The organism is Brachybacterium sp. SW0106-09 (assembly GCF_001293905.1).
Lineage (GTDB): Bacteria > Actinomycetota > Actinomycetes > Actinomycetales > Dermabacteraceae > Brachybacterium > Brachybacterium conglomeratum.
The window spans coordinates 67,401-83,328 of the sequence record NZ_BCAK01000008.1; the positions used below are offsets into that span (position 1 = coordinate 67,401).

At 74.1% G+C, this 15,928-nt stretch carries 16 protein-coding genes; 5 read left to right on the top strand and 11 right to left on the bottom strand.

From position 1 onward, the window contains the following. Positions 1-8: 8 nt before the first annotated feature. Genes cydD through Y09_RS05680 form a run of 3 tightly spaced genes read left to right on the top strand, consistent with a single transcriptional unit; the run spans position 9 to position 4,386 of the window. A complete protein-coding gene (gene cydD, locus Y09_RS05670; protein ID WP_345742685.1) occupies positions 9-1,634 on the top strand; it encodes a thiol reductant ABC exporter subunit CydD in 1,626 nt (541 codons plus the stop codon). Continuing rightward, positions 1,631-3,280 carry a thiol reductant ABC exporter subunit CydC gene (gene cydC / locus Y09_RS05675; RefSeq protein WP_053916729.1) on the top strand — a complete coding sequence of 550 codons (1,650 nt, stop codon included), beginning with the start codon at positions 1,631-1,633 and terminating at the stop codon, positions 3,278-3,280. The genes cydD and cydC overlap by 4 nt, the downstream gene beginning before the upstream one ends. After that, on the top strand, positions 3,277-4,386 hold the full coding sequence (locus tag Y09_RS05680) for a sensor histidine kinase (RefSeq protein ID WP_053916731.1): 1,110 nt from the start codon (positions 3,277-3,279) through the stop codon (positions 4,384-4,386). The genes cydC and Y09_RS05680 overlap by 4 nt, the downstream gene beginning before the upstream one ends. A 16-nt stretch (positions 4,387-4,402) precedes the next feature. On the opposite strand, the gene Y09_RS05685 is transcribed toward Y09_RS05680, so the two are convergent. The 7 genes from Y09_RS05685 to Y09_RS05715 form a co-directional block, all read right to left on the bottom strand. Then, entirely contained in the window at positions 4,403-5,032 is a 630-nt protein-coding gene (locus Y09_RS05685) for a response regulator transcription factor (RefSeq protein WP_053916733.1), read from the bottom strand. Between the two features lie 63 nt (positions 5,033-5,095). Next, positions 5,096-6,034, bottom strand: coding sequence for a bifunctional DNA-formamidopyrimidine glycosylase/DNA-(apurinic or apyrimidinic site) lyase (gene mutM, locus Y09_RS05690; RefSeq protein WP_053916735.1), 939 nt, complete (start codon positions 6,032-6,034; stop codon positions 5,096-5,098). Positions 6,035-6,038: 4 nt separating this feature from the next. Next, a complete protein-coding gene (gene rnc / locus Y09_RS05695) occupies positions 6,039-6,791 on the bottom strand; it encodes a ribonuclease III (RefSeq protein WP_053916737.1) in 753 nt (250 codons plus the stop codon). Next, entirely contained in the window at positions 6,791-7,378 is a 588-nt protein-coding gene (locus Y09_RS05700) for a DUF177 domain-containing protein (RefSeq protein ID WP_053916740.1), read from the bottom strand. The genes rnc and Y09_RS05700 overlap by 1 nt, the downstream gene beginning before the upstream one ends. A 4-nt stretch (positions 7,379-7,382) precedes the next feature. Then, positions 7,383-7,874 (bottom strand): pantetheine-phosphate adenylyltransferase, encoded by a 492-nt coding sequence (coaD, locus tag Y09_RS05705; protein WP_053916742.1) that lies wholly within the window; start codon positions 7,872-7,874, stop codon positions 7,383-7,385. Between the two features lie 31 nt (positions 7,875-7,905). Further along, on the bottom strand, positions 7,906-8,286 hold the full coding sequence (locus Y09_RS05710) for a DUF3224 domain-containing protein (RefSeq protein ID WP_053916745.1): 381 nt from the start codon (positions 8,284-8,286) through the stop codon (positions 7,906-7,908). Next, positions 8,283-9,125 (bottom strand): helix-turn-helix domain-containing protein, encoded by an 843-nt coding sequence (locus tag Y09_RS05715; RefSeq protein ID WP_148639542.1) that lies wholly within the window; start codon positions 9,123-9,125, stop codon positions 8,283-8,285. The genes Y09_RS05710 and Y09_RS05715 overlap by 4 nt, the downstream gene beginning before the upstream one ends. An 81-nt stretch (positions 9,126-9,206) precedes the next feature. On the opposite strand from Y09_RS05715, the gene Y09_RS05720 reads away from it, so the two are divergent. Further along, a complete protein-coding gene (locus Y09_RS05720; RefSeq protein ID WP_053916751.1) occupies positions 9,207-9,626 on the top strand; it encodes a VOC family protein in 420 nt (139 codons plus the stop codon). Positions 9,627-9,630: 4 nt separating this feature from the next. Here the strand turns inward: Y09_RS05720 and Y09_RS05725 are convergent, their stop codons facing one another. From Y09_RS05725 to Y09_RS05740, 4 genes are all read right to left on the bottom strand, one after another. After that, positions 9,631-10,191 (bottom strand): GNAT family N-acetyltransferase, encoded by a 561-nt coding sequence (locus Y09_RS05725; RefSeq protein ID WP_053916753.1) that lies wholly within the window; start codon positions 10,189-10,191, stop codon positions 9,631-9,633. 19 nt (positions 10,192-10,210) lie between these two features. Continuing rightward, complete coding sequence (locus tag Y09_RS05730; protein WP_053916886.1) at positions 10,211-11,767, bottom strand: HNH endonuclease signature motif containing protein; 1,557 nt, start codon at positions 11,765-11,767, stop codon at positions 10,211-10,213. Between the two features lie 661 nt (positions 11,768-12,428). Beyond that, on the bottom strand, positions 12,429-13,025 hold the full coding sequence (gene rsmD, locus Y09_RS05735; protein ID WP_053916755.1) for a 16S rRNA (guanine(966)-N(2))-methyltransferase RsmD: 597 nt from the start codon (positions 13,023-13,025) through the stop codon (positions 12,429-12,431). Position 13,026: 1 nt separating this feature from the next. Continuing rightward, positions 13,027-15,309, bottom strand: a complete 2,283-nt coding sequence (locus Y09_RS05740) for an ATP-dependent DNA helicase RecG (protein WP_234695648.1) — start codon at positions 15,307-15,309, stop codon at positions 13,027-13,029. 193 nt (positions 15,310-15,502) lie between these two features. Between Y09_RS05740 and rpmB the strand changes: the two genes are divergently transcribed. Further along, positions 15,503-15,700 (top strand): 50S ribosomal protein L28, encoded by a 198-nt coding sequence (gene rpmB, locus Y09_RS16790; protein ID WP_082358657.1) that lies wholly within the window; start codon positions 15,503-15,505, stop codon positions 15,698-15,700. Positions 15,701-15,928: the final 228 nt, after the last annotated feature.

The following is a 15,928-nucleotide window of genomic DNA, read 5'->3' on the forward strand; positions in this document are numbered from 1 at the left end:
TCCGGGAGGTGCGCGCCGCGCGCGCCCATGTCGCACGGACCGTGGTCCTCGGGCTCGTCCAGGCCGCGTCCGTGATCGTCACGGCGCTGGTGATCGCGCACCTCGGCGCGCGGCTGCTCGTCGAGCGGGACGTCCCCGCGGGCGCCCCGGGGATGCTCGCCCTGCTGGTCCTCGCACTCGCCGTGCGGGCGGGGGCGGTGCTGGTCGAGGAGGCGACCGCGCACCGCGCCGCGACCGCCGCGATCAGCGATCTGCGCGCCCGCGTCCTCGCCCACGCCGCCCGGCTCGGCCCGCGGGCCGGGGCCGGCCGGGGCGCGGACGTGACGGCGCTGGCGACGACGGGGCTGGAGAAGCTGCGCCCCTATCTGGTGGGCTACGTCCCCCAGCTGATGCTCTCGGCGACGGTCACCCCGCTGTGCCTGCTGACAATCGGGCTGCTCGATCCGCTCAGCGCCGTGATCGCCCTGGTCACGCTGCCGCTGGTGCCGCTGTTCATGATCCTGGTGGGGAAGATGACCGTGGGTCGCTCCGAGAAGCTGCTGGCGGACATGCGCTCCCTGTGGTCCCAGCTGCTGGACCTCGTCGAGGGCCTGCCCACCCTGCGCGCCCTCGGCCGCGAGCACGGCCCGGAGCGGGTGGTGGAGACCCTCGGCGACCGTCACCGCTCCTCCGCCATGGGCTCGCTGAAGTTCGCCTTCCTCTCCTCGATGGTGCTCGAGCTGCTCGCGACCCTGTGCGTGGCGCTGGTCGCCGTCACGATCGGCATGCGGCTCGTCTACGGCGAGATGGACCTCGCCCCGGCGCTCGCGGTGCTGGTCCTCGCCCCCGAGGTGTACCAGCCGCTGCGCAATGTCGGCTCCCAGTACCACTCCTCCACCGACGGACTCGCCGCGGTCGGCGCGGCCTTCGAGGTGCTCGACGAGCACGCCCCGGCCGACGGGACCCGTCCCGCCCCCGACCTCGCCGGCGCGACCCTCGCCCTGCGCGGCGTGAGCGTCGCCTCGCGCGACGGGCTCGCCCCGCACGCGGCCGAGCTCGAGGTCCACCCCGGCCGCATCACCGCGCTGACCGGCCCCTCCGGAGCCGGGAAGACCACCGCCGTGCAGGTGCTGCTGGGCCTGCTGGAGCCCGAGCAGGGCCGCGCCGAGGTGATCGCCGCCGACGGCACCGCGACCGACGTGCGCGAGCTGGAGCGTCGCAGCCTCTGGGACCAGATCGCGCTGCTCCCCCAGCGGCCCGTGCTCCCGCCCGGCACCCTGCGCGAGGTCCTCGCCGCCGCCCGCCCGGACGCGGACGACGACGAGCTCGGGGCCGCCGCGGCCGCCGTCGGCCTCGACGCCGTCATCGCGCACCGCGGCCTCGACGCGGACCTGGGCCGCCGCGGGCAGGGACTCTCCCTCGGCGAGCGGCAGCGCCTGGCGCTCGCCCGCGCCCTGCTCTCCCCCGCCCCGCTGGTCGTGCTCGACGAACCGACCGCCCATCTCGACGGCGCCGCCGAGCAGATCGTGCTGGACCTGCTGGGCGAGCTGCGCGCACAGGGCCGCACCGTGCTCGTCGTCGCCCACCGCTCCCGCCTCGTCGAGGCGGCCGACGACCTCGTCTCCGTCGACTCGCGAGCGGAGGTCGCCGCATGACCGCCCAGGCCGCCCCGCTGCGCCGCGCCGAGCGCGCCCTCGCGATCCCGCCCGCGCGGCTCCTCGCCGCGGTCCTCGCCGCGGTCGCGACCCTCGCCTCCGCCTTCGCGCTCGCCGCGGTCTCCGCCTATCTCGTCACCCGCGCCTGGACCATGCCGCCCGTGCTCGACCTGACCGTCACCGTGGTGATGGTGCGCGCCCTCGGCGTCTCCCGCGGCGTGTTCCGCTGGCTGGAGCGGATGCTCACCCACGACGTGGCGCTGCGGGGCGTGGTCTCGCTGCGGACCTCGCTGTTCACGGCGCTCGCCTCCCGCACCGACGACGCCCTGACGCGGCTGCGGCGCGGCGAGCTGCTCTCCCGGCTGGGCGATGACGCGCAGGAGCTCGGCGACCACGTCATCAAGGCGATCGTGCCCGCCCTGGTCGCGGCCGTGATGCTCGTCGTGGTGCTGGCGACCTTCGCACCGCTGTCCCTGCCCGCGACGGCCGCGATGGCGGCCTCGCTGCTGCTGGCGGCGGTGGCCGCACCCCGGTTCGCGCACCGCGCCGCCGCGCTCACCGAGCAGGCCGTGCTCACCACCCGCGGGGACGTCACCTCCCACTCCCTGGAGATCCTCGACGACGCGACCTCGCTGCGGGTGGACGGCCGGCTCGACGGGGCCCTCGCCCGCCTCGCCGCCGCGCAGTCCGCGCACGACGCCGCGATCGACCGGGCCGCCCGCCCCGCCGCGCTCGCCGCCGCCGCGGTGCCCGCGAGCATGGTCCTCGCGGTGACCGGCTCGCTGCTCGCCGCGGGCGCCGCCTGGACCGCCGGGGACCTCTCCGCCGGGCAGATCGGGATCCTGCTCCTGCTGCCCCTGTCCTCCTTCGAGGCGGCGACCGCCCTGCCCGCCGCGGCGACCCAGCACGCCCGCTCCCGCGCCGCCGCGGAGCGCCTCGACGCCCTGATCGGCGAGGGCGGCGAAGGCGACGACTCCGCCCCCGTCCCCGCCGAGCGTCCCGCCACGGCGACCCTGACCGCCCGCGACCTCACCGCGGGCTGGAGCGCTGAGGCCCCGTGCGTCCGCGGCCTCGACCTCGACCTCGCCCCCGGCTCCCGCCTCGCGGTCGTCGGCCCCTCCGGCAGCGGGAAGTCGACCCTGCTGGCGACCCTCGCCGGGCTCCTCGCCCCGCTGGGCGGCGAGGTCTCGAGCGATGCCGCCTCCCTGCGCGAAGCGGTGACGTTGTTCGCCGAGGACGGGCACGTCTTCGCGACCACGCTGCGGGAGAACCTGCGCGTGGTGCGCGGAGACCTCGCCGACGACGAGGCGCTCGCCGCGCTCTCGGCCGTCGGCCTCGACGACTGGCTCGCGACCCTCCCCCACGGACTCGACACGATGCTCGGCCCGGACGGGACCACGGTCTCCGGCGGCGAGCGGCGTCGCCTGCTCCTGGCCCGCGCCGTGGTGCGTCGCGGACCGGTGCTGCTGCTGGACGAGCCGACCGAGCACCTGGACACCGCCCGCGGCGACGCCCTGCTCGCCGCGCTGCTCACCCCGGGCGACGAGTCCCTCGTCCCGGCCTCGACCACGGTCGTCGTCGTCACCCATCGCCCCGAGGCGATCCCCGCCGACACGCCCGTCCTCAGGATCGGAGAGCCCCGATGAGAGACCGCCCCCGCATCCAGGACCTCGCCGGCGCCGTCCTCGCCGGCGGGGAGACCGAGGACCTGCTGGACCTGATGCTCCGCTCGGCCCGCACCGACCTCGGCGCCCGCAGCGCCGTGCTCGTGATGCCCCTGACCCGCGAGGCGTGGACGATCGAGATGGTCCACGGGCCCGACGCCCCCGCCCTGCTCGGCGAGCAGGTGCCCGCCGCGCATCCGATCGGGGCGGCGCTCGAGCACGCCGACGCCGATGCGCTCGAGCGGATCGAGACCTTCGCCCTCGGCGAGGAGAGCTGCCGCGCGATGCTCGCCGCGATCGATGCGGCCCAGTACGGCACCGGGCTGCTCGGGGTGCTGCGCCCGGAGGGCTCCGAGGACTTCACCTCCGCGGACCGCGAGCGGCTCGACGCGCTCGCAGGGCTCGTCGGCCTCACCCTGCGCGTCCCGACCCTGCAGGCCGACTCCGAGATCGACGACGAGCGCGGACGGATCGCACGCGATCTGCACGACCTCGCGATCCAGGAACTGTTCGCGGTGGGGATGGAGCTCGAGGGGCTGGTGGACTCCCTCGGCTCCCCGGACGTGACCCCGTCGAAGGCGCGGATCCGCTCCTCGGTCGCGGCCTCCGTGCAGGGGGTCGAGAACGCGGTCGCGCAGATCCGGCTGATCGTGCAGTCCCTGCGCCGGGAGCGGGCGGAGGCGACGCTCACCGAGCAGCTGCGCCGCGAGGTGGGGCTCGCGACCGCCGGCCTCGGCTTCGTGCCCTCGCTGCGCCTGCCCCCGCATCCTGCGGAGATGGATGCGGAGCTGCCGCCGGAGATCGCCGACGACGTGGTCGCGGTGGTGCGGGAGTGCCTCGCCAACGCCGCCCGTCACGCGCATGCCACCGCGGTCGCGGTCTCCGTGAGCGTGTTCTCCGAGGGCGTGGACCGGGTGGTGCAGGTGAACGTCTCGGACAACGGCCGCGGGATCGACCCGACGGTGCGGCGCCGCTCGGGGCTCGCGAACATGTCCTCGCGGGCCCGGCGCCATTCGGGCTGGGTGGACGCGATCACCCTCGAGCCCGGCACGATGATCTCGTGGCGGGTGACGCTGCCCCCCGCCTGAGCTCAGCGCGCGAGGATCATTGCGGCTTCCAGCCCGCCCGGCGACGGGCCGCGACCATCGCCGCGACCTGGGTGCGTCGCTGCATGCCGAGGGTCTGCAGGATGACGGTGACGCGGTTCTTCACGGTCTTCTCCGCGATGCCGAGGGCGCCCGCGATCTCGCGGTTGGAGTGCCCGTCGCCGATCAGCTCGACGATCCGCTGATCGGACTCGGACAGGTCCGGACCGTCCTCGACGTGATCGGCGGGCCAGACGGGGCGACCGGCGTGCACGGCCTGGATCGCCTCGACGATCTCCTGGGAGCGGGCGGACTTCAGCATCAGGCCCGCGGCGCCCGCAGCGCGCGACTCGCGCAGCGCCGCGTCGTCGTCGAAGCTGGTCAGCACCAGCATCCTCTGCTCGGGGTCGAGCTCGCGGGCGACCTTCATGACGTCGATGCCGGTGCCATCGGGAAGCTGGAGGTCGACCAGCAGCACCTGAGGGCGGATGGCGGGGAGGCGCCGGGTCGCCTCGGCGACGGAGGACGCCTCGCCGATCACGGTGAGGGCGGGACTCGCATCGATCGCGGTGACGATGCCGCGGCGGACCACCTCGTGGTCGTCGACGAGCATCACGCGGATCGGGCCGTCCTGCTGGGTCGCTGTCACGTGGCGTCCTTCCTCATCTCGGCGGGCACGTCAAAATCTATCGCACCGGGGACGACGCGGGTCTCAGCGTCCCCGCTGGCACCGCGGGCAGAAGTGCGAGGAGCGGTTCGCGTGCATCACGCGCCGCATCACGGCGCCGCAGCGCGGGCACGGCTCGCCCTCCTTGCCGTACGCGTTCAAGCTCCGGGCGAAGTACCCGCTGCGCCCGTCGACGTTCACGTACAGCGCGTCGAAGCTCGTCCCGCCCACCTCGAGCGCCCGCTCCATCACGTCGCGGGCGGCGCGCAGCAGCGCCGGCGCCTGGCGGGGGCCGAGCGCCGCGCCCGGGGTGTCGTACCGGATCCGCGCCGCCCACAGGGCCTCGTCGGCGTAGATGTTTCCGATCCCGGAGACGATCTCCTGGTTCAGCAGCAGGGACTTCACGGCGCTGCGCCGGGCGCGCAGGGCGTCGGCGATACCGTGCAGGTCCGCGGCCGGGTCGAGCAGATCACGGGCGATGTGCGAGGCGTCCTCCGGCAGCAGGGCGTCGGGGCTGCCCACGCCGGCGAGGGCCCCGCCCTCCGCCTCGAGGAGCGGACTCGTCCACAGCCCGCCGAAGATCCGCTGGTCGACGAAGTCGAGCCGCGCCCCGTCGTCCAGGTGCAGGCTCACGCGGCGGTGCCGCAGCGGGTCGGACGCCGGCCCCTCGGACAGCTCCACCGACGGCGCGGCCGTCGCGCCGGGCGTGCTCATCCGCAGCTGTCCGCTCATGCCGAGGTGCGCCATCAGCGCCTCCCCGGCCTCGGCCCCGCCCGGCTCCGCGAGGCGCCACCACAGGAACTTCCCGCGCCGCACCACGGCGGTGAGCCGGGAGCCGACCAGGGCCGCGCGCAGGCGGTCCTCTCCCCCGCTCTGGCGGCGCAGGGAGCGGGGCTCGAGCACCTCGAGCGCGGTGATGGTGCGGCCGACGGTGCGGGGCTCGAGGCCGCGCCGCACCACCTCGACCTCGGGCAGCTCGGGCACCGGGTCAGCCCCTGGGGATGAGGGACTCGCCGCGCTCGGCGAGGACGCCGCGCACCGCGTTCTGGGCGGCGGCGAGCTCGGCGTCCTTCTTCGAGGCGCCGTCGCCGCGGGCGGTGACGACCCCTTCGACGGCGACGGTCGCGGTGAAGGTCTTCTGGTGCTCGAGGCCCGATTCGGTGAGCGCGTAGACCACGTCCTTGCCCTCCGCGGCGGCGATCTCCTGCAGGCGGGACTTGAAGTCGTAGCCCGCCTCGAGGAACTCGTCGGAGTCGAGCATCGGGCTGAGCAGGTCCAGCACGAAGCGACGCGAGACGTCCTGGCCGAGCGCGAGGTGGACCGCGCCGATCACGGCCTCGGTGGTGTCGGCGAGGATCGAGGCCTTGGCACGGCCGCCGGTGAGGTCCTCCCCGCGGCCCAGGCGCACGTAGGCGCCGAGGTCGAGGCGGGAGGCGATCACGGCGAGCGCCCGGGTCGAGACGGTCGCGGCGCGGCGCCGGGCCAGGTCGCCCTCGGGCAGCGTGGGGTGGGCGGCGTAGAGGTGCTCGGTGACGGCGAGCTGCAGCACGGCATCGCCCAGGAACTCGAGCCGCTCGTTGTGCGGGAGGCCGTCATGCTCGTAGGAGTAGGAGCGGTGCGTGAGCGCGAGATCGAGCAGCCCGGAGTCCGTGAGGTCCGCGGCCTGCCCGGCGTCCAGCGGCAGCGTGTCCAGCAGGCCCTGCGGGGCGGCGGCCTCTGCGGCGCGGCGCCTGCGCGCCATCAGGCCTTCCCGTCCTGCGCGTCGTCGTCCTTCGGGTCCTCGTCGAACAGGCCCTTCAGCGCGGCGAAGCGCTCGTCGATGACCTCGTGGTGGTGGTCGGGGTCGTCCTCCATGCGGAAGCCGCACTGGGCGCACAGGCCCGGGCAGTCCTCGCGGCACAGGGGTCGCTCGTCGGCCTCCATCGCGAGGGTGTCGCGCACCACGGGGCCGAGGCGCACCTCGTCGTCGACGAGCAGGACGGAGTCCTCGCGCTCCTCGGCCTTGACCTTCTCGGGGTAGAGGAACAGCTCGTCGAAGCGGGTGGCGATGTCCTGGTCGACGGGGTCGAGGCAGCGCGAGCACTCGCCCTCGAGGTGGGCGGTGACGGTGCCGTGGGCGTAGATGCCCTCGACCACGGATTCGAGCTCGAGCTCGATCGCGATGGGCTCGCCCTCGGAGACCTGCATGGCGAGGCCGCCGGCCTCGCGGGCCGGGGCGGGGACGGTGTGCTCGACGCGGCGGTGCGTGCCGGTGCGGCCGACGAGGTCGACGGCGTCGAAGCGCAGGGCGTCGTCGAGCGGCGAGGTGGGGATGGCGTCGGTGGTCATCTGCTCAGCGTAGGTCAGAGGCGGTGCGGAGCGCCTCCAGCGAGGCGGCGGGGAGCATGTCGGAGACGTCACCGCCGAGGGCGTGCACCTCGCGGACGAGGGAGGAGGAGATGTGGGCGAGGGACTGGTCGGTGAGAAGGAAGACGGTGTCGGTCCCGGCGAGGTGGTGGTTCATCCGCGCCATCGGCTCCTCGTAGGAGAGGTCGAGCTGGGAGCGCAGCCCGCGCACGACGGCGCCCGCGCCGACCTCGCGGCAGAAGTCGACGAGCAGGCCGCGGGGCAGGGTGCGCACCTCGGCCTGCTCGGCGAGGCCCTCGTCGGCGAGAGCGGCGCGGATCGCTGCGGTGCGCTGCTCGAGGTCCAGCAGGCCCTTCTTGGAGGGGTTGTGGGAGACGGCGACGATCACGTGGTGGCCGAGCGCCGTCGCGCGCCGTGTGAGGTCGAGGTGGCCCAGGGTGAAAGGGTCGAAGGAGCCGGGCAGGACGACGGTGGTCATGGCGGTCACTCTAGTGCGGACGGGGAACGGCTCAGCCCAGCGTGAAGCGCACCTCGTGGCGGCCGTCGTCGTGGATCTCGCCGATCTCGAGGGTGCCGGTGGCGCCGGCGAGGTCGCCGGTGCCGGAGCCGGGGACGATCACGTACTGCAGGGCGGGCGCGCCGCCCGTCATGGTGCCGAGCTGCTGGAGGGCGAGGGTGCCGGTGCGTCCGCCGAGGCTGCCCTCGAAGATCTCGGAGACGACGTAGCCGGCGCTGCCGGTCTCGGGGTCGCCGGCGGTGAGCATGGTGCCGCGGGAAGTGCCCTCGGCCTCGCCGGTCCAGGTCTTGGCCAGGGAGAAGCGGTCGGCGGCGCCGTCGATCGGGGCGCCCGGGGCCATCTGCACGGTGAAGGAGGCGGTGTGGCTGGTCATGGCTCCAGTATGTCGCCGCCGGCGCGGCGGGCGTAGGACGAAGGCGTCATGCCGGTGACGGCGCGGACGTCGCGGATGAAGTGGGACTGGTCGAACCAGCCGAGGTCGTGGGCGAGGTCCGGGAGGGGGCGGGAGTCGCCGCGGTCGATCGCGGCGATCGCGTCCTGCACGCGGGCGCGCAGCAGGATCCGCTTGGGGCCGACGCCGAGGTGGTGGCGGAATAGGCGCTGGAGCGAGCGTGCGGAGCGGGCGGTGCGCCGCTCGAGCGCGGCGACGGAGGTGACGGAGGGGTCGGCGAGGACGTCCAGCACCTTACGGAGATCCTCGAAGCCCGGGGCGTCGGCCGGCTCCAGCGCGCACAGCCAGTCGTCGAGCAGCGGCGCCGCCTCGGTCGCGGTCGCCGCGCCGCCTGCGCCGACGCTCCCCGGCATCTCCGCCCCGAACCACTCCGCGGCCGGGAGCGACCGATCCCGCACCGCCACCGGCTCGCCGCGGGTGAACGCCCGCGTGCCGCCGAGCCGGAAGCGGATGCCGACCACTCCCCCGGTGCCGGTCTGGACGACGTCGAAGCGGCCCCGGGTGACGGGGCCCGTGACCCAGGTGCCGCCGCCGTCGGCCCCCGCGCGCCGGACGCCGCCCCATTCGCGGGTCAGGTGGATCGCGGGCTCGTCGAGGGTCGCGGCGCGGTGGACCTCTCCGGGGTCGAGGTCCCAGCTCACGGACCAGTAGCGGTCCACCCAGCGGCGCAGGTCCGCGGCGGGCAGGGCGTGGTCGTAGCGGGCACGACGCAGGAACTCCTCGGGCCGCAGCACATGGCCGTACATGTGCGGGTGGGGCATGTGCGGGTGGGATCGCGCGTCGGTCGGTCCCGTCGCGTTCGTCCTATCGCCGTCCGACGCCATGGGGGCAGTGTGGCAGGCATGACGACGACGCACCCCGACTCCGCCCCCGATTCCGCCCCCGACCGCTCGCAGGCCGCCGTCGCGCGCCTGGCGATGATCACCCTCGATGCGCTCGAGACCGAGCCGCTGGCGCGGTTCTGGTCGGAGGTGCTCGGCTGGCCGATCGTGCACCTTGAGAAGGAGTACGCGATGCTCGCCGGCCCTTCGCATGCGCTCGGCATCGGCGCGGTGCCGGACCATCGGCCGCCGTCCTGGCCGGACAGCGGCGCGAAGCAGTTCCACTTCGATCTCGCGGTCGAGGACTTGGAGGCCGCGGCGGCGCGCTGCGTGGAGCTCGGCGCGGAGCGCGTGGAGGAGCAGCCGGGGTCGACGTGGATCGTGCTGCGCGATCCGGCGGGACACCCGTTCTGCCTGACCGACGCCGCGAGCTGGGGCTGAGCGGTCAGCGCTCCTCGCTCGCGAGCTGGGCGTAGCTCATCCCGTCGAGCCAGCGTCCGCTGCGGTGGAGGGACTCCTCGCGGAAGGTTCCCTCGAGGCGCATGCCGATCTTCTCCATGACGCGGCGGGAGGCGAGGTTCTCGGCGAAGCAGGATGCCTCGACGCGGCGCACGCCGAGCCCGTCCACGGCGATGTCGCGCAGCGCGGCGGCGAAGGCGGTGCCGAGTCCGCGGCCCTGCACGGCCGGGTCGAGCACCCAGCCGATCTCGGCCTGCTGGCCGGCGGCCTGCTCGCGCATGTCGGCCTGGGACCAGGCGTCCTGCCGCTCGATCTTCCCGGCGGCGACGATCCGGCCGTCCAGGAGGCCGACGACGCAGGTGTCGAGGGTGCGGTCCCACCACTCCTGATGGTCGGCGAGGGTGGGGCTGAGGGTGGTGGTCCACTCCTGCACCTCGGGCAGGCGGTACCAGGGCCACACCGCCTCGGCGTCCTCGCTCCGGCCGCGGCGGAGGGTGAGCAGGTCGGTGCGCAGCGGCCAGTCGAGCTCGTCGAGGGTGCGGGTCATCGCGCCAGGGTACGCGGGCTCAGAAGGGCGGCGGGCCGCAGCCGTCGCGGGGATCGAGGCCGGGCGGGCCGGGGTCGTCGGGGGCGCCGGAGCGGGCGGGGTCGACTCCGCCGCCGGTATCAGGTCGGGACCAGTACTCCAGGAGATGCTCGCCCCAGCGCTGCTCCTCGATCGCGTCGAGACGCTCCTGCGGCGATTCGTCGAGAGCGCCGCTGTGCAGGATCGCCTCGAACTCGAGATCGGCCTCGTACTGCTCCCAGGCGCGGCGGAGATGCTGGCCGAGCTCGCGGGTGACGAGGTCGCCGTCGGGCCGGGAGTCGCAGACGGCGAGCTCGCCGATCCTCCACCGGGTCACGCCCGTGGTCTCGTCCCGGACCGGGTCGAGGAGGCCCGCGGTCTTCATGCGGTGGTGGCGGCGGCAGAGGCGGTGCAGGTTCTCGATCGTGGTGGGGCCGCCGCGGGCGGGGTGCTCGAGGTCGAACTCCTCGATGTGGTCGCTCTCGCCGACGGTCATGACGTTGCAGTCGCAGCCGGGGACGGCGCAGACGGGGTCGATGAGGCGCAGGTTCTCGGCCATCGCGCGGCTGACCCGGTAGGTCCTCGAGGCGGCGGGGGCGTAGCCGCCCCTGGCCGGGTCGGCGAGGACGCGTTCGAAGGCCGGCGCCTTCGCGGCGAGCTCGCGGGCCATGCGCGCGGGGATCGGGATGGTGCCGTCGAGCGTCGCGGGCGCGTGCGAGCGGCCCAGCAGGGTCAGGATCGGCACGACGACGGAGATCCGGAAGGCGGGCTCGGGCACCTCGACGCCGCCGGTCGCTAGCGGGGAGCGTGTCATCACCGCGTAGCGCAGCGCGGGAAGCGGCATGGGCCGGCCCTCGCGGGCGACGTCGCCGTCGAGGTCGAAGGGGATCGGTGCTCCGGTCTCGAGCGCCTGGCGCTGGGCGTCCTGGACGGCGCGGGCGGCGGAGTCGAGACGGCGGCCGAGCGCGAGGAGCTCGGGGATCGGGCCGACGACGGTGAGGCAGCCGGTACCGTCGCCGTCCGGGGAGGGGGTGAGGTGGACGGCGCGCTGCTCGCGGGGCGTCTCCTGCACGGCGGCGCGGCCGTACCAGTCGATGAGCAGGCGCAGCTCGCGGTAGAAGCGCTCGACGTCGATCGCGTCGAGCTGCCAGGCGGCGACGCGTTCGTCGACCTGGCGGCGCTGGTGGGAGGTCAACCGCAGCACGCTGCGCAGCAGCCACTCGAACCAATCCACCGGCAGCTCCCCGGCGCCGACGCGGGCGAAGCAGGCGGGCAGGTCGGTGACGGCGACGTGCGCGTCGCGCAGGCGGTTCTCGCCCCGGCCGAGCTTCGTGCGCAGTCCGACCGCGGCGGTGAGTGCGTGCAGGGCCTTCTCGTCGCCCTCGTCCTCCTCGGTCCAGAGGGAGGCGAGGTCCTGCATCTCGGCGACGTAGAAGGCGGCCTGCTGCTCGCGCCGCCGGCGGTAGATGCGCAGCACCGTCTCCGCCTCGGCGGTGCGGGGTGCGACGTCGGCGCGCTCGACGAGGGACTGCGGGGTGAGGGGCCGGCGGGCCCGCACGGGGCGACGCGGCGGCTCGCCCGGACGGACGGAGGCGGCAGGGATGGAGGCAACAGGGTCGTCGGGGCGGACGGAGGCGGCGGGGACGGAGGCAACAGGGTCGTCGGGGCGGGCAGATGCGGGTCGCGGCGGCACATCGAGGCGTGGCTCGTCTCCCATCGCTCTTCCTCCCCCCGCGTCTTGATGAGCGTTCTTCGTCGACCGCTCCGTGCTCCTCATTCTACGACTGATATCCGGCATTCTCCAGAGGCGCCGCCATCTCGCCCGAATTTGTGGATAACCGGGACGTGGGGAGGAAACATTGCGCGGAAATGCACAGCCATTCCACATTGTGTGGATACTCGTGGGTCACCTGCACAGGTCGCGGCTCATCGTGCGTGACGCGCGAACGCCAGGCGCACAACCAGGAGCCAGCCTCACGACATCTCACACGCCCCACCAGGAACATTGTTGACCGTCGTCGGAATACACAAATGCGCGACGAACGCAAGGCGTGGTCCTGAATTGTGGATGGAGCTCTGCCGGACCGAGAATTGCGGGCAGATCGATGTGGACGGAGTGCATGTGCGCCTCGAGGCGCGGCCGACGAGAGCCGAGGCGACTGCGGGCATGATGCGGGGCCGCGGGAGACGCGAGCGTCGCGATCCCGACGGGGCGGCGGTCAGTCCGCGGCGGGAGCGCCGTCCGCCGCGGGCTCGTCCTCGACCAGCGGCCCTCCGAACTGCAGCACGGTCTCGCCGTAGGACTTCGTGCCGTCGTCGGCCCAGCCGTCGGGCCAGTCGACGGGGCGACTGCGGGAGGAGCGCTCGAGGACGACCAGGGCGTCGTCGGTGAGCGCGGGGCGGAGCGTCACGAGGAGCTGCTCGAGCTCGTCGGTGGAGACGTCGTAGGGCGGGTCGAGGAAGACGAGGGTCGCACCGTGGCCTGCGAGGCCTGCGGCGACCGTGGCGGCCTTCCCGGCGCGCACGTCGACCCGGTCGGAGAGCCCGAGGTCCGCGGCGGTGCGGCGCAGCTGGCGGGCCGTCGGCCCGTGGACCTCGACGAGGACCGCATGGGCGGCGCCGCGGGAGAGGGACTCGAGGGCGAGCGCGCCGGTGCCCGCATACAGGTCGAGCACGCGGGCACCCGCGAGCGCGCCCCAGCCGTCGAGGCGGCTGAACAGGGCCTCGCGCACGCGGTCCGAGGTGGGGCGGGTGCCCTTCCCGGGCGGGCCGGGGATGGTGCGACCTCCGAGAGCGCCGGAGATGATCCGCGGCATGTCAGCTCCTCTCCACGTCGGGGTCGGCATCGCGCAGTCGCGCGGCGACGGCGGCGGCCAGTTCGGGGTGGCCGTCGAGCTCGGGGTCCTCGGCGACGAGGGAGAAGGCGTCCTCGCGGGCGGCCTCGATCCAGCGGGCGTCGCGCAGCACGTCCAGGTGCTTCAGGGTGCGCTGCAGGCCCGACTGCTCCTCCCCCACCAGGTCGCCGGCGCCGCGTCGGCGCAGGTCGAGCTCGGCCAGGGCGAAGCCGTCGGGCGCATCGGCGATCGCGCGCAGGTGCCGCGAGTGCACCTCGTCCACGACCGCGCTGGTGTCGAAGAAGGCGAGGCCGGGATGCTCGCCGCGGCCCACCCGGCCGCGCAGCTGGTGGAGCTGTGAGACGCCGAAGCGCTCCGCGTCCAGCACGATCATCACCGAGGCGTTGGGGATGTCGACCCCGACCTCGATCACGGTGGTGGAGACGAGCAGGTCGAGCTCGCCGTGCACCATCTGCTCCATGACCTGCTGCTTCTCCTCACCGCTGAGCCGGCCGTGGAGCACGCCGATGCGGGCGCCCGCGAGCTCGGGGCGGGAGGCGAGGCGCTCGGCGGTCTGGACGACGCCGCGGGCGGGGTCGAGGGCGGGGGACTTCTCCTTGCCGTTCTCGTCGAGGACGGGCTGCGCGGGGGTGTCGTCGGCCTCGGCCTCGTCGATCCGGGCGCAGACGACGAAGACCTGTCGGCCCGCGCGGATCTCCTCGCCGGCGCGCTGCCACATGCGCTGCTCCCAGGCGGGGAGCTTCTCGTGGACCACGAAGCTCTCGACGCCGGCGCGGCGGCCGGGGCTCTCGGCGAGGGTGAGCACGTCGAGGTCGCCGACGGTCGCGAGCGCCGCGGTGCGCGGGATCGGGGTCGCGGTCATGACCACGACGTGGGGGCTCATGCCCTGCGGGCCCTTGGCGCGCAGCCGCCGACGGTGGTCGACGCCGAAGCGGTGCTGCTCGTCGATGACGACGAGGCCGAGGGAGGCGAACTCGACGCCCTCGGTGAGCAGGGCGTGGGTGCCGACCACGATCCCGGCCTGGCCGGAGGTCACGTCGAGCAGGGTCTCGCGGCGGGCGGAGGTCCGCTGGGAGCCGGTGAGCAGGCGCACCCGGGTCGCCTCAGGCGCACCGTCGAGCTGGCCGGTGCGGCCGAGCTCGCCGAGGAGCTCGAGCACGGTGCGGTGGTGCTGCTCGGCGAGGACCTCGGTGGGGGCGAGCATCACGGCCTGGTGGCCGGAGTCCACGGCGCGGAGCATGGCGCGCAGGGCGATGACGGTCTTGCCGGAGCCGACGTCGCCCTGGAGGAGGGCGCTGGTGGGGTGGCCGTTGCCGATGCGCTCGGCGAGCAGGTCGCCGATCTCGCGCTGGCCGTCGGTGAGGGAGAACGGCAGACGCTCGTCGAAGAGCTGCTGGAGCGGGCCCTCGGCGCGCAGCTGCGGGGCGGGCGTGCGCTCGTCCTGGGCGCGGCGCTGGGCGAAGATCGCCTGGAGGACGAAGGCCTCCTCGAAGCGGAGGTGAGCCATGCCGCGGAGGGTGTCGTCCATGGTCAGCGGGGTGTGGACGAGACGGGCGGCCTCGGCGAGGTCGGGCAGGCCCCGCCGGCGCAGGATCTGTGCGGGGACGGCGCTGGTCGCGGAGCCGGCGAACTCGAGGCCCTTCTCCATCGCGGAGCGCATCGTCGCGAGCGAGATGTTCTGCTTCAGGGGGTAGACGGGGCGGGGGCGCTGCGCCCAGGCGCGGCCCTCCTCGGTGTCCTCGACAGGCTCGAAGTCGGGATGGGTGAGCTGGAGGCCGCCGCGGTAGTCGTCCCGGCCCACCGCGCCGTGCACACCGATGGTGGCGCCGACGGGGAGGCGCTTCGCGTACCACTCGACGTGGTGCTGCTTCGGCAGGAAGAAGGTCAGCGGCAGCTCGTCGGAGCCGTCGGAGACGGTGGCCTCGACGATGAAGCCGTAGCGGGACCTCATCTGCCGCGAACGGAACGACTCGACCTGCACGATGGCGCTGACCTCCTGCCCCTCGGAGATCTCGCGCAGAGCACGCAGCGGGGCGGGCTCGACGTAGCGGCGCGGGACGAAGCGGAGCATGGCGTCGAGATCGCGCACGCCGAAGGAGGCCATCGCCTTGGACTCCTTGGAGACCAGCAGCTCCGGCAGCGGCATCGAGCCGCGCGTGGGGCTGGTCCTCCTGGCCATCGTGGCGTCCCTTCCGTCCCGGTAGAGTGCTGGTGCGGTGCCCATCGTGCCATTGCCCTGCGACATCGTGAGGGACTCCACAGCACTGTGGACAGCCTCTCCCCTTCAGGCGTCGGGGCATCTGGGCTATGATTCCGTGGTTGCCCTGACCGCCGGGGGCTCGCACCTCCGTGCTCACCCAGGTCACCGACCCCGCCGTTCCGGCGCGGGGGCTGGAGCGGGCACCGCGATCAGAACATCGACGTACCAGGAGACGACAGTGGCTGCTTCCACGTGTGACATCTGCGCCAAGAGCCCGCGCTTCGGCAAGGCCGTGTCCCACTCGCACCGCCGCACCTCGCGTCGCTGGAACCCGAACATCCAGTCGGTCCGCACTGTGATCAACGGCACCAGCAAGCGCGTGAACGTGTGCACCTCCTGCCTCAAGGCAGGCAAGGTCAGCACGCTCGGTGCCTGAGCGAGACCGCAAGGACTCAATTCCACGAGAGCCCCCACCCGATCGGGTGGGGGCTCTCGTGCGTCCGGGGGAGGCTCCGGACCGTACGGGGTGGGTCGCGGGCGAGAGCGCGGTGGGAGACGGCGGAAGGGGGCCGTGCGGGCTCCCTCGGAGGTGTCGAACGCGGGCGCACCCGCCGTCGCTCTCAAATGTTTATCGCTGTATTGAGCGATATCGCCCACCGGCGCT